This window comes from Microbacterium allomyrinae, from assembly GCF_020682705.1.
In the GTDB taxonomy this organism is placed as follows: Bacteria; Actinomycetota; Actinomycetes; order Actinomycetales; family Microbacteriaceae; genus Microbacterium; species Microbacterium allomyrinae.
On the sequence record NZ_JAGTTN010000004.1, the window covers coordinates 153,864 to 166,516 of the forward strand.

General features: G+C 68.5%; 12 protein-coding genes. 8 read left to right on the forward strand and 4 right to left on the reverse strand.

Features of this window, described 5'->3' with window-relative positions; all coding sequences use genetic code 11:
• Window positions 1-8: 8 nt before the first annotated feature.
• Window positions 9-1,142: a ring-opening amidohydrolase gene (locus KEC57_RS13190; protein ID WP_229385099.1), complete on the reverse strand. Its 1,134-nt coding sequence runs from the start codon at window positions 1,140-1,142 to the stop codon at window positions 9-11.
• Window positions 1,143-1,261: 119 nt separating this feature from the next.
• On the opposite strand from KEC57_RS13190, the gene KEC57_RS13195 reads away from it, so the two are divergent.
• Genes KEC57_RS13195 through KEC57_RS13215 form a run of 5 tightly spaced genes read left to right on the forward strand, consistent with a single transcriptional unit; the run spans window position 1,262 to window position 7,176 of the window.
• Window positions 1,262-2,710, forward strand: coding sequence for an FAD-binding oxidoreductase (locus tag KEC57_RS13195; protein ID WP_229385100.1), 1,449 nt, complete (start codon window positions 1,262-1,264; stop codon window positions 2,708-2,710).
• Window positions 2,710-3,954 carry a M24 family metallopeptidase gene (locus tag KEC57_RS13200; RefSeq protein WP_229385101.1) on the forward strand — a complete coding sequence of 415 codons (1,245 nt, stop codon included), beginning with the start codon at window positions 2,710-2,712 and terminating at the stop codon, window positions 3,952-3,954. Before KEC57_RS13195 ends, KEC57_RS13200 begins: the two co-directional genes overlap by 1 nt.
• Window positions 3,951-5,186: an amidase gene (locus KEC57_RS13205; RefSeq protein WP_229385102.1), complete on the forward strand. Its 1,236-nt coding sequence runs from the start codon at window positions 3,951-3,953 to the stop codon at window positions 5,184-5,186. The genes KEC57_RS13200 and KEC57_RS13205 overlap by 4 nt, the downstream gene beginning before the upstream one ends.
• The gene (locus KEC57_RS13210; protein ID WP_229385103.1) at window positions 5,186-6,457 is read left to right on the forward strand and encodes an amidohydrolase family protein; all 1,272 of its coding nucleotides are present in this window, start codon (window positions 5,186-5,188) and stop codon (window positions 6,455-6,457) included. Before KEC57_RS13205 ends, KEC57_RS13210 begins: the two co-directional genes overlap by 1 nt.
• A gap of 5 nt (window positions 6,458-6,462) precedes the next feature.
• A complete protein-coding gene (locus KEC57_RS13215; RefSeq protein ID WP_229385104.1) occupies window positions 6,463-7,176 on the forward strand; it encodes a YoaK family protein in 714 nt (237 codons plus the stop codon).
• Here KEC57_RS13215 and KEC57_RS13220 read toward each other — a convergent pair.
• A complete protein-coding gene (locus KEC57_RS13220; RefSeq protein WP_229385105.1) occupies window positions 7,155-8,483 on the reverse strand; it encodes a DUF4192 family protein in 1,329 nt (442 codons plus the stop codon). The genes KEC57_RS13215 and KEC57_RS13220 overlap by 22 nt on opposite strands.
• Before the next feature lie 163 nt (window positions 8,484-8,646).
• Here KEC57_RS13220 and KEC57_RS13225 point away from each other — a divergent pair, with 163 nt between their 5' ends.
• The 3 genes from KEC57_RS13225 to KEC57_RS13235 all read left to right on the forward strand — a co-directional run bounded on the left by KEC57_RS13225 (window position 8,647) and on the right by KEC57_RS13235 (window position 11,277).
• Window positions 8,647-8,883: a hypothetical protein gene (locus KEC57_RS13225; RefSeq protein ID WP_229385106.1), complete on the forward strand. Its 237-nt coding sequence runs from the start codon at window positions 8,647-8,649 to the stop codon at window positions 8,881-8,883.
• Between the two features lie 55 nt (window positions 8,884-8,938).
• Window positions 8,939-10,405 carry a cardiolipin synthase gene (cls, locus tag KEC57_RS13230; RefSeq protein ID WP_229385107.1) on the forward strand — a complete coding sequence of 489 codons (1,467 nt, stop codon included), beginning with the start codon at window positions 8,939-8,941 and terminating at the stop codon, window positions 10,403-10,405.
• A gap of 137 nt (window positions 10,406-10,542) precedes the next feature.
• Window positions 10,543-11,277 (forward strand): hypothetical protein, encoded by a 735-nt coding sequence (locus KEC57_RS13235; protein ID WP_229385108.1) that lies wholly within the window; start codon window positions 10,543-10,545, stop codon window positions 11,275-11,277.
• 241 nt (window positions 11,278-11,518) lie between these two features.
• Here KEC57_RS13235 and KEC57_RS13240 read toward each other — a convergent pair whose 3' ends face one another.
• Both KEC57_RS13240 and KEC57_RS13245 read right to left on the reverse strand, forming a co-directional pair.
• Window positions 11,519-11,752 (reverse strand): helix-turn-helix domain-containing protein, encoded by a 234-nt coding sequence (locus KEC57_RS13240; protein ID WP_229385109.1) that lies wholly within the window; start codon window positions 11,750-11,752, stop codon window positions 11,519-11,521.
• The gene (locus KEC57_RS13245; protein WP_229385110.1) at window positions 11,749-12,492 is read right to left on the reverse strand and encodes a hypothetical protein; all 744 of its coding nucleotides are present in this window, start codon (window positions 12,490-12,492) and stop codon (window positions 11,749-11,751) included. Before KEC57_RS13245 ends, KEC57_RS13240 begins: the two co-directional genes overlap by 4 nt.
• Window positions 12,493-12,653: the final 161 nt, after the last annotated feature.

The following is a 12,653-nucleotide window of genomic DNA, read 5'->3' on the forward strand; positions in this document are numbered from 1 at the left end:
GCCGGACCTCAGGCGGAATGGTCCGCGATCACCACCACGGAGCCGCCGCCGGGAGGGCCCTGGTGGATCCCGGCTCCCGAGATGTAGAACGCCGGGTTCCCGAGGGCTGCCGCGAACATCCCGCCGACGGATGCTTTCAGCTGCGTCGTGTACTTGCGGTCCCACGCTCCCCCCTCCTGGGACTGCGGGTAGCCCCGAAGCGTGCCGTCGTCCGTGGGATTGCATTTGACGAAGATGGCCGCGACGCGATGGGCGAACGTGGCGGGGTCGGCGAAGTCGGGCACATCCAATCCCGCTGCTCGGCACGCGCGATGCAGCGCAGCGACATCCAGAGCGTCGGTCATCTCCGCATGGCCGACCGACAGCGAGCCGGGCGCGTCCACGGCATTGCCGAAGACGAGCGCCTGCGCCCGGTCGCTCTCCGTGCCCGAGGAGGCACTCACTCGAGATGAGTACAGCGACGTGTCGACCCCGATCTGCTCCTCGGCAGGACGCTGTACATCTCCGAGCGCGAGCGCGGCGCCGAGCGCGGTGCCTCCGCTCTGCCGGAACAGCGCGGACAGCCCGTGGGGAGGATCGATCACGCTCGCTCCACGGCGTTCGGCATCCGCGATGAGGGCAGGTGTGAGCATGGGATTCTTGACCATCGCGTATGCCGCACGGTCAGGCGTGATGCCGGCGTCGCCGAGGCCGGTATCGACCGCCGCGGCGACCGCGTCGACCAGGCCGAGCCGTCCGAGCTGTTCCGCGGGGATCGGTGCGCTGACGCCGCGACCGATGACGAGCCGCCCGACACCGCCGGACCCGGAAGGCAGGGTCGGCTCGACCGCCGACGCGGTGAACACCGTGAAGTGCGGCGAGATGACACCGCCGCTGCCGCCGGAGAAGTTCATGGGGATCTCCGCGATGGCTTGGGTGGAGAGCGAGGTGAGTTCGGAGACCAGAGCACGGATGGCGTTGTCGATCGCGGCCCGTGATCGGTCATCGGGCCCACCCTCGCCTTCGGTCTTTCCGGTGACGGCGACGATGTCCGCCCCGATCAGGTCTCCACGTCGGAGGGCATCGCGCAGCCCCGACACGTCGTCGGCGCGGAAAAGGGGGAAGGTGCGCACCTGCACGGCACGACGCTGGAGAGTGATCACTGGTCTGGTATACCACAATCGTTCGTGGTGGCAGGTCCTTCTTGAATTTACCTCGACGTAACACGAACGAAAAGACGATCTTGGCAGAATGTATACCAAATCACCAGAATCGAGGTCCCATGAGCATTCAGGCTCGGATAGCGTCCCTCCGGCTCGCACTGGACTGCCCTGTCATCGAATCGGGGCAGCCGGGGTACGACCGCGCGCGCACCATCTGGAACGTCGACATCGACCGCCGCCCGCTCGTGATCGTTCAGCCGGCCAGCGCGGCTCAGGTCGCCGGCGCCGTGCGGTGGGCGGCGGACAACGGCGTCGAGGTGACGGTGCGCGGTGGCGGGCACAACCTCGCCGGCTCGTGTGTGCGCGACGGCGCCATGATGATCGACCTCCGTGCACTCTCCGCCGCCTCGTACGATCACGAAGCCGGAACCGTGACGATCGGTGGTGGCGCGGCGCTCGGCCAGCTCGACCGCGCGAACGCCGCGCAGGGCGTGACGGTTCCCGCAGGCACGGTGTCGCATACCGGCGTCGGCGGTCTGACGCTGGGCGGTGGCAACGGCTACCTCAGCCGCCTTCACGGCATGACGGTGGACCACCTGGTCTCGATCGAGCTGGTCACCGCGGACGGCCGGATCGTCGAGGCATCGCAGGACGAGAATCCCGACCTGTTCTGGGCTCTCCGGGGGGCGGGGCACAACTACGGCGTCGCCACCTCATTCACATTCCGCTATCTGCCGCGCACGTTCACGGCGAACGTCCGTCACGCCTTCTATGCGGCGGATTCTCGTGCCGACGTGCTCCGATTCTTCCGGGACTGGTCCTACGACGGGGCGCCCGACGACGTGACCACCTACGCACGCCTCGTCGAGGTGCCGCCGTACTGGACGTCGTTCGCCCCGGAGTTCCGCGGCACGAATGTGATCAGCGTCGCAACGATCCACTGGGGCGAACCGGATCACGAGGACTCCGCGGTGTCGCCGATGTTCGCGCAGGCGGATCCGATCTGGGAGCGCCGCTACCGCACGCCGCACCTCGAACTGCAGCATGCGTGCGACGACGACTTCCGTCAGGGGCTCAAGCACTACTGGCGTGCCGGCAACCTCGTGCGGTTCCCCGACGAGGCGATCGACACGGTCCTCTCCTTCTCCGACGAGTACCCCGGACGGCCGCTGCAGGCATCCTCGACGATCGCGCCGCATTTCACGTGCCCCTTCCAGTTCTTCCCACGCGGGGGCGCGACGGGTCGAGTGGCCCCGGAAGCCACCTCGGTCGGCGAGCGCAACTCGTCGAAGTGGGTGTCGACCCTGGGCGGAGAGTGGGAGTTCGCCGACGAACGCGAGCCGATCATCGAGTGGACGCGCCGGTTCGACGATGCGATGTCGCCGTACAAGGACGGCGCGTACGTGAACTTCATGAGCGACGCCGGCAAACCCGAGGCCGGACGCTGGCTCTACGGTGACAAGTTCGATCGTCTGGTCGCCATCAAGCGTGAATACGACCTGGACAACATGTTCAACAGCGGTCTGATCGATCTGCTGCCCAAGACGACCTCGGCGGAGGTGGCCTGATGTCGCTGATCTCGATTCCGACCAACCATCCCGTCCTGACCACGGCCGAACGAGACCGCCGCTACGCCGCGCTGAGGGCTCTGATGGAGTCGTCGGATCTGCGCGCGATCGTCTTCTTCCCAGGCGGGCCCGAGCGACTCGAGCGATACGTCAGCAACGAGGTGCTCAACGGAGTCGTGGTCCTGCCGGCGGATGCGGACCCCATCTACCTGATCGGTCGTCATCCGCTCCCTCGTTATGACGTCGTCGGCGCGGACTTCGAACGATGGATCGACGACATCCGGCTGAACCCGGGCCCCGCAGGAATCGCTGATGTGCTCGCAGAGATCGGTGGCGACCGGGCGCGTGTCGGAGTCGTCGGGCTCTCCAGTCGATCGGTCGGCGCGGGCGCCGGCTACATACCCTTCTCGCTGTGGGCGGGCGTGCAGGCGGCTGCTCCCGAGGTGGCCTTCGTCGACGTGTCGGTCGCTGTGGAGCACATCGTGCTGGTCAAGAGCGATGAGGAGCTGACCCTCATGCGTGCATCCGCGGCGTTGGGCGAAGCAGCCTGCGCGGCCTTCATCGGCGCCAGTCGCGACGGTGGAAGGGAGTCGGAGGCCGTGGCGGCTGCGTTCGCTGCGATGGTCGCCGGCGGCGGCGAGGTCTTCGGGCCAGGGATCATCCAACGCTCCGGCTCCGACCGGTTCGGCTGGGCTCCACCGGAATGGCTCACGATGGGAGGCGGGTCGCGGGTTCTGCAACACGGTGACACGATCTCGGCTGAGATCTTCGCGTACTACGCCGGCTACCAGACTCAGCAGCAGATCGACGTGGCCATCGGCGCCCCGAACGCACTGCTGAAAGACCTCGAGGCGGTATGCATCGAGTCGTACGACATCGGAGTCTCGATGATCCGGCCCGGAGTGATGTTCGGCGAGATCGCCGCCGCGATGGAGCGACCGATCATCGACGCGGGGTTCTGGAACACCGGACCCCAGATTCAGACGGTGTCACCGGTGATGTACAACAGCGCGACCCACCAGAACACAGATGTCGACCCGCGTCTGCGCGACCTCCCCTCGATGCCGCCGACCGTTCCTCAAGACGGGGACTTCGTACTCGAGAAGGGCATCGTCTTCGCGGTGCAGCCGAACGCGCTCCTGGGTGGACGGCGAGTCAGCATCGGCGGAGCGGTCATCACGACCGATTCCGCTGCCGAGGAGCTCAATTCCCTGCCGCTCGTGCTGAACGTGGTCGAATCTTGAGTATCGGCGCGCTGCCTCCCGTCGCGTCGGCCACCGATGACTTCGGTGCCCTCCGAGTCGGGCCGGAGCTGCTCGTCCAGGGGTCTCACGATGGTCCGCTGACCGGCTTGACAGCCGTGGTCAAGGATCTGTTCGACGTGGCCGGGCATCGCACCGGTGCCGGCAACCCCGACTACCTCGCCGGGGCTGAGGTCGCGGCGTCGAGCGCGTGGGCGGTGCAGGGACTGGTCGACGCCGGGGCGAGCATCATCGGAAAGTCGCACACCGACGAGCTCGCATTCAGCTTGTCGGGGACGAACGTGCACTACGGCACGCCGACGAATCCGCGCGCACCGGGACGTATCCCGGGTGGATCCTCGAGTGGATCTGCGGTCGCCGTCTCCGCTGGTCTGGTTCCGCTTGCGCTGGGCACCGACACCGGAGGCTCGATCCGGGTCCCGGCGTCCTACTGCGGAGTCTTCGGCTTCCGGCCCTCGCACGGCCGGATCCCCGTCACCGGGCTCGTTCCGCTCGTACCCCGATTCGACACCGTCGGCCTGCTGGCCTCGGACGGTGCCGTGCTGCGGGATGCGGGCATCGCGCTTCTCCAGGCCGCGTCGGGCGAGTTGTCCGTCACCCGGGACCAGGCACCGGGTCGCATCGTCATCGCAGACGATCTCATGCGCCTCGCTGATCCCGACGTGAGCGACGCAGTGATCTCCGCCGTCGAGCAGCTGGCTCTTCGCCTCGACCTGCCGCTGTCGCACGGGGACGTCAGCCAGGGGCGCGCGCAGAGCTGGCGGGGCTTCTTCATGGCACGCCAGCTCGCGGACGTATGGCAGACGCACGGCGACTGGGTCGACCGTGAGCAGCCGAGCTTCGGTCCGGGCATCGCAGAGCGGATGGGGCTCGCGCGTGGAGCGGCCAGTGCACGCGGCACGCTCGCTGAACTCGGACGTGCCGAGGTGCTGGCCGCCCTCGACCGCGTGCTTCCGGTCGGCGCTGTGCTGGCTCTCCCGTCGGCATCCACCGTGGCGCCGCCGATCGAGCAGACGGCCGAACAGAAGGGCGCACTGCGCATGGGCACACTGGCTCTGACGTGTCTGGCGGGACTCGGTGGGCTTCCTGCGGTGTCACTGCCTCTGGCCGAGGTGGACGGCCTTCCGGTCGGTGTCTGTCTCCTCGCGCGCCCGGGCGACGATGAACGACTGCTCGATATCGCGGCGCGACTCTCGGACGCCGCTCCCCGCTGATGTCGGTGCTCGTCATCGACGATGCGATCGTCGCCGCTGTGCCGGGCCGCGTGGCCGTCACCGTACGGGACGGTCTCATCGAATCCGTGGGTCCGGCGGGGACGGTCCGACGCGCGGATGCCGAAGTCATCGACGCCGCAGGGTGTGTGCTCGCCCCCGCATTCGCAGAACCTCACCTCCACCTCGACAAGGCGCTGCTGGGGGGAACGGCGTCGAGCCTTCAGGGGGCGATTGCCCAGACCGCGCTGCGGAAGGCGACCTTCACGCACGCGGACGTGATGGATCGGGCGGGAAGGGTCCTGCGTATGGCCCTGGCGGCAGGGACGACTCTCGTGCGAGCACACACCGAAGTCGATCCCGGCGTCGGACTCGTGGGTGTGGAGGCGCTGCTCCAGCTGAGCGAGATCGTGGCTCCCTACATGCGCGTGGAGCTCGCGATCCTTCCTCAAGAGGGCATCTTCGTTCGGCCCGGCACCCTCGACCTGCTGCGCACCGCGTTGCGCAACGAAGGCACGGTCGTCGGAGGCTGCCCGTACGTCGAGGCCGATGTCGACGATGCCCGACGGCACATCGATACCGTCCTCGATCTGGCTGTCGAGTTCGGAAGGCCCGCGGATCTCCATCTCGATTTCGCCGACGATGCGGCCGATGCGAGGTTCGCGCTGGCGAGCTATCTCGCCTCTGCTGTCATGTCTCGAGGACTGCAGGGGAGAGTCACCATCGGACACGCGACGTCGCTCGGCTCTCTCACGCCGGCCGCGCTCGCCCTCGTCGCCGACCGGCTCGCCGCTGCCGATGTCGCCGTCGTGGTGCTTCCGGCGACCGACCTCTTCCTGATGGGGCGAAACGACGATCGCGACATCCGTCGGGGTCTCGCGCCGATCGGCGCTCTGCGTCGGGCCGGCGTGCGCGTTGCGCTGTCGTCCAACAACGTCCGCAATGCCTTCACTCCGTCAGGGCGTGCCGACCCGCTGGACATCGCGCTCCTCGCCGCTCGCGTCTCGTACGCGGCGACTCGAGCCGATTTCGAGGAGATCATGAGAATGGTGACCATCGGTGCCCGAGAGGTGATCGAGCGGGGCGCCGCCGGCGTCACTCCGGGCGCGCGTGCAGATCTCATCGTCTTCGACGCCCACGACCCGGACCAGGTGATCCTCGACCAGCCCGCCCGGAGGGCTGTCATCTCGAACGGCAGGCTCGTGTACCAGGAGGAGCGCCGCCGTCGATGGAGCGCCTGGTCCCTCGAGAATCCTGAGAACCCTGCCGCATGAGCGGGATGCGCACCGCACCCGCGACCGCCGGAGTCGGCGGCGACGGCCAGCGTTCGCTTCGCGCGATGCTGATTCTTCTCACCGTCGTGACAGGACTCGTCGACGCCTTCAGCTACCTGATGCTCGGTCATGTGTTCGTGGCGAATATGACCGGAAACATCGTCTTCCTGGCCTTCGCGGTCGGCGGCGCTCCCGGATTCGTCTGGTGGGCATCGGTGCTTGCGATTGCGGTCTTCATGCTGGGCGCGTCCGCCGGTGGAGCCGTCTTCCGTCGCGGGAGTCGCCCGCCTCACCGCGACCTGCTCATCGCCTCCGTGATCCAGCTGGCGTTGTTCGTCGCGGCCGCAGTCGTGGCATTCGTCTCCGCCGGCGATCTCCGCGCGGGGTACGACGAGCCGGCCATGGCGGTGCTCATCGTCCTTCTCGGTGCGGGGATGGGGATTCAGAATGCGGCGGCTCGTGCTCTGCGCGTGCCCGATCTCACGACGACGGTGCTCACGCTCACGGTCGTCGGGCTCGCGGCCGACCAAGGGCGCGAGCGCCGCATCGGGCCTCGTGTCCTCTCCATCACCTCCATGTTCGTCGGAGCGGTGGTCGGAGTCGTCCTCATCGTGCACGAGTGGGTCCCGTGGGTGCTCGTCCTCGCGTCTGTCATCATCCTCGCCGTTGTCGTCTGTGCGTGGATGCCGCCGCGGGGTCACCGGCCGCCGGCGCGGTGAAACGCCCAGTCGGGAAGGTGACCGGCGCGCACGAACGACCGCACGATCTCCGACAGGCCGTGCTCGGGCTCGATGACGCACGCCTTCGACGCGTACGCCTCGGCATGCGTGGAGCGGCCGAGGCTCCACGACAGCCACGCGCACATCGCGAGTGGGCCAGGCCGCGAGGCGCGCGGTGCGACGGCGGCCACCTGGCGCGCGAGCCTCAGCGCGGCTTCGAGGCGATCGGGGGACGGACGCTCCCCCTCGCCCCACATCCGCATCGCCAGATGGGCGGGATACTCCTCGCCCGACTCCCAGCGGAGCTGCGCGTCCAGCGCCTCGTCGCCCTGTGAGAGATTGCCGCTCCACTGCACGAGCGCGACATCGCGCAGCGAGGGTCGCGAGAGGCACCACACCAGCGCGGCGGCTTCGAAAGGCTCGAGCGCGTCGGGATCCCACTCGAGGGCGTCCTCGAAGAGTCCCGGCAGGTCATCGAGCCGGCAGACGGTGGCGAGCGCCTGAGGGTCGACCCGCTCCTTCTCTTCGGGGACGGATGCCGCCTCCTCGCCCTCGCCTGTCACCGGGCCGGGAACAGGCGCGAGGTCGCGGCGCGCAGACTCCTTCGCGGCTGCCGCTGCCGCATCGCCACGATCACCGTCCTCACTGACACCGTCCTCACCGATGACGTCGCGACTCGCCCCGCCGATGCCACCTGCGCCGGAGCCTCGCCCGCCGAAGTCCTCCCCGCACAGCACCGTCACGGCGCGGCCGATGGCGGCCAGCGACCTCGCCACGCGCTCACGCGCGGCGAGGTCGGTGTCGGGCAGCGCGGCGCCCGACACCTGATCGCCGTCGGGTTCGGGAAGACCCGCCAGATCCGCGAGTGCGGAACCCGCCGCACCCAGCTCTGCGAGTGCCCGACCCGCAGCGGGGCAGGTCGGGTCGAGGTACGAGCCCCAGCCATCCGCCGCGACGCACAGCGCGTCGGTCAGACGCAGGCCGCAGGCGTCCGCGCGGCGCTCGAGTGCGTCGCACAGGGCGCGATGCGGCATCCCGCCCGTCTCTGCGAAGCCGATGCCGGAGTAGACGATAACGGCAACGCCATCGGCCTCGGGGAGTCGGCAGGTCATGCCGATGACGGTCGAGGCGACGCTGTCGATCTCGTCGCTGCCGCTGTCGGGCAGGTCGAAGCGCATCGCGCCGAGGCTGCTCGAACCGTGGAACGGGATCAGGACGAGGCTCTGCGCGGGCCGATAGCCGAGCATGCGAGGGATGAGCGACAGGAACTCCGCGGGGCCGGCGGCCTTCACAGTGGTGGGGGTCATGTCGACCGACTCTGGCGGGCCCGCGGTGGGCGCAGGAGCGTACCGACGGGACCGGTGGAACAGGCCTCGTCGACCCCGGGCTGTGGAGGAAGCAGCGAGACGCCGCGGATGGGGAGGATCTCACTCGGAGGCAACCTCCCGCCGCGCCGCGTATCCTGGAGGCATGGACGATTACTGGGTCGCGGTGCTCTGGACGCTGCTTCCGACGGTCGTCGTCAGTGCGATCTTCTACTTCGTGATGCGCAGCGTGATCCGCGCCGACCGCAACGAGCGCAGCGAGTACGCGCGCCTCGAGGCGAAGGAGCGCGCACGGCGCGGTCTGCCCCCGGTCTCGACGACCGCAGGCGCGCCGTCCGCAGGGGCTGCGGCATCCGACTCCACCACCGCCGCCGAGCTCTGACCGCGCCGCCCAGTACGCTGGGCACACGTCGTCCTCGGGGCGCAGAGGAGGCACGGTGCTCACCATCACGTTCGACGCAACGTGGTGGGCGGTGCTCATCCTCGTCGTGGATCTCGTCATCCGCGTCACCGCGATCATCGTCGTTCCCCGCAACCGGCGCCCGACGGCGGCGATGGCCTGGCTGCTCGCGATCTACTTCATCCCGATCATCGGCGTCTTCCTCTTCCTTCTGATCGGCAATCCGCGCCTGCCGCGCAAACGCCGCCGCAAGCAGGAGCTGATCAACGACTACATCCACGACACGAGCGAGGCGCTGGACTTCGGCACGCTGCGCCCGCACGCACCGCCGTGGTTCACGTCGCTGGTGACGCTCAACCGCAACCTCGGAGCGATGCCGCTCGCCGGAGACAACTCCGCGCACATCATCCCGGAGTACCAGCAGAGCCTCGACGCGATGGCCGACGCGATCCGCGCCGCCGAGCGCTACGTGCACGTCGAGTTCTACATACTCCAGGCGGATGCCGCGACCGACAACTTCTTCCGCGCCCTCGAAGAGGTCTCCGCGCGCGGCGTGGTGGTGCGGGTGCTGCTCGATCACTGGGCGAACCGCGGAAAGCCGTTCTACAAGCGCACCCTCAAGCGTCTCGACACCATGGGCGCGCAGTGGCAGCTGATGCTCCCCGTGCAGCCGCTCAAGGGGAAGTACCAGCGCCCCGACCTGCGCAATCACCGCAAGCTGCTGGTCGTCGACGGCCGCGTGGCCTTCACCGGATCGCAGAACGTCACCGCCTCGACCTACAACCTGAAGAAGAACATCAAGCGCGGCCTGCACTGGGTCGATCTCATGGCACGCATCGAGGGCCCGGTCGTGGCGTCCGTCAATGCGGTGTTCCTCTCGGACTGGTACAGCGAGACCGACGAGGTGCTCACCGACGAGATCGACCTGTTCGACGTCAAGTCGGGCCCCGGCGACCTCGACTGCCAGATCATCCCCTCGGGCCCGGGGTTCGAGTTCCAGAACAACCTCAAGCTGTTCGCGGGACTGCTGTACGCAGCTCAGCGGAAGATCATCGTGGTCAGCCCCTATTTCGTTCCCGACGAGGCGCTGCTGCTCGCCATCACGACGGCGTGCCAGCGCGGCATCCACGTCGAGCTGTTCGTGTCGGAGGAGGGCGACCAGGCGATGGTCTACCACGCCCAGCGCAGCTACTACGAGGCACTGCTGCGCGCCGGGGTGAAGATCTGGATGTACCGGAAGCCCCTCATTCTCCACACCAAGAGCCTGACGATCGACGACGAGGTCGCGATCATCGGGTCGAGCAACATGGATATGCGCTCGTTCGGTCTCAACATGGAGATCTCGATGCTGGTGCGTGGCGAGGAGTTCGTCGTCGAGATGCGCGCCGTCGAAGACATGTACCGCTCGCTCAGCCGCGAGCTGACGCTCGAGGAATGGGAGCAGCAGCCCCTTCGCTCGACCGTTCTCGACAACCTCGCGCGCCTCACCTCGGCTCTGCAGTAGCACTCGCGTCCGGCGTTCTCCCGGGTGATCGTGACCGGCGCGTTATCGAGGTGCTGAGATTCCGGCGCGGGTTGCGACACCATAGGGGTGACGGATGCCCCGGGGTGCGGCATCCGCGATTCTCCAGGAGGTCCGCCATGCCGGTTCGTTCCCACTCCCTCGCCGCCGGACTCGGTCTGGCGCTGCTCCTCGCCGGAGCCCTCACCGCCTGTGCGACGCCCGCGGGATCAGGAGGCTCGACGCCCTCTGCGACGACCGACGGGTCGGGCGGCGCGAGCACCGAGGTCGAGGTGGACGCCGCGTGGCTCGACAACGGGCGCGTGGTGGGCCTCGTGACCCAGGGCTCGTCGACGTGCGTGCCCACCGCGGGCGATGTGGCATACGCGAACGGGGTTCTCGACGTGGAGTTCGTCGAGCCCGCGGCCGACACCGCGTGCACCCGCGACATGGCGCCGCGCGTGACGCTCGTCGGACTGCCGGAGGGCGTGGATCCCACGCAGGAGCTCGAGATCCGGGTGACGGGCGACGGCTACCACGGTGACACCGATCTCGATGGTGTGGCGGGTCTGGACCCGAGCGGCGAGGTCGACTACCTGCCGAGCGCCGGCTGGACCGACGAGGACGGCCAGTTCGTGATCCTCACGTGGGGCTCGTCGTCCTGTGTGCCCGTGGTCGAGAACGTCGCCGGCGCCGGAACCGAGGTCACCGTGACCTTCGTCACTCCGCCCGCCGACCAGGTCTGCACGATGGACATGGCGTCACGCGGCACCGTCGCGTGGGTCGATGGCCTCGATGACGACTCCGACGTCTTCGCCGTGCTCACCGGCGCCGAGTTCGACAACGTCCGCATCCCCATCATCGGCACCGACTGACCGCTGTGCGGTTCCGGATGCCGCGGCCCGCGGCATCCGGATGGCTCGTCTGCCGCGGTGCCCCTGCCCCTGCCCGGTGCCCGGTGCCCGGTGCCCGGTGCCCGTGCCCGGTGCGCGGTGCCCGTGCCCGGTGCCCGGTGGCCGGTGCCCGGTGCCCGGTGCTGCAGTTTCCTGCGAGTGCGCCATCGCGCGACGCAGCGCTCGCAGGAAACTGCAGCACTCGCGCCGACGGATGCCGCGGCTACGCGTCGGCGCGGACCAGCAGGTCGCCGATCTGGCAGTCCAGAGCCCGGCAGATCGCCGACAGGGTCGAATAGCGGATCGCGCGGGCGCGATCGTTCTTGAGGATCGACAGGTTGACGACCGAGACGCCGACCAGCTCCGACAAGCGGGTGAGCGTCATCCCGCGCTCTTCGAGCAGTTCGTCGAGCCGGCAGTGGACTCCGGACGGACCGTCGTCTTCGGCGGGGGTCATACGAGGAGGTCCGACTCGCGCTGCAGCCGCGTGCCGATCTGGAACGCCGCGGCGACCAAGGCGAGACCGAACGCCCAGCCGACCGGGGCGAGGTCGAGCGGTAGCCAGAAGAACGTCAGGACGTCGTATGCGGGGGCCGTGGTGTTGTCGCCCACGAGGTGCGATTCGCCGAGGTACTCGATCACGGTCGACCTCGCGAGGGCCCCGGCGAATTGCGACCCGATCCCCCCGACCATGACCGCGATCGCCGCGATCCCGATGCTGATCGGGAAGGCACGGACGAATGGACGTTCTCGCACGAGCGTGAAGGACAGCCACGCCACAGCCACGCTGATAGCGAGGGCGCCCAGGACCGGCAGGACGAGCTCGGCGTAGAACAGCCAGCGGGATTCCGCTGGAAGGCCCATCACATCCATCCACACGGATTCGTAGCCGCTCGCGGCGATGTGGTCGACCCCGTCCAGCAGCTCCGGGGGCGTCGCTCCCTGGTAGTGGAGGTCGGTCACGTGGAACGGTTCGATGCTGAAGACCCAGGTGGCTTCGCTCCACAGGCGGAGCAGGCAGCCCAGCGCATTCAGCATCGCGCCCCCGCCGACGATCGAGATCACGATCGACTCGGCGGTGGTCAGCTCCCCGGTCGAGGCCCGACGACCGCGCCGGAAGAGGATGATCGTCACCGCCAGCAGCAGGAGTGCCGCCGGAGCCGCCACGAGGACGAGATTCGCGGTCAAAGGATCCACGGAGCCTCCATATCGATAAACGTCGTTATCGACAAACGATATGCCATCCGGATGCCGCGGCCCGCGGCATCCGGATGGTTCGTCTGCCCTGATGCCCGGTGCTGCAGTTTCCTGCGAGTGCGCCGTCGCGCGACGCAGCCCTCGCAGGAAACTGCAGCACT

Coding starts and splice junctions, on each gene's coding strand:
- KEC57_RS13195 (WP_229385100.1), top strand. CDS start 1,262: ATGAGCATTCAGGCTCGGATAGCGTCCCTCCGGCTCGCACTGGACTGC.
- KEC57_RS13200 (WP_229385101.1), top strand. CDS start 2,710: ATGTCGCTGATCTCGATTCCGACCAACCATCCCGTCCTGACCACGGCC.
- KEC57_RS13210 (WP_229385103.1), top strand. CDS start 5,186: ATGTCGGTGCTCGTCATCGACGATGCGATCGTCGCCGCTGTGCCGGGC.
- KEC57_RS13215 (WP_229385104.1), top strand. CDS start 6,463: ATGCGCACCGCACCCGCGACCGCCGGAGTCGGCGGCGACGGCCAGCGT.
- KEC57_RS13220 (WP_229385105.1), bottom strand. CDS start 8,483: ATGACCCCCACCACTGTGAAGGCCGCCGGCCCCGCGGAGTTCCTGTCG.
- KEC57_RS13225 (WP_229385106.1), top strand. CDS start 8,647: ATGGACGATTACTGGGTCGCGGTGCTCTGGACGCTGCTTCCGACGGTC.
- KEC57_RS13235 (WP_229385108.1), top strand. CDS start 10,543: ATGCCGGTTCGTTCCCACTCCCTCGCCGCCGGACTCGGTCTGGCGCTG.
- KEC57_RS13240 (WP_229385109.1), bottom strand. CDS start 11,752: ATGACCCCCGCCGAAGACGACGGTCCGTCCGGAGTCCACTGCCGGCTC.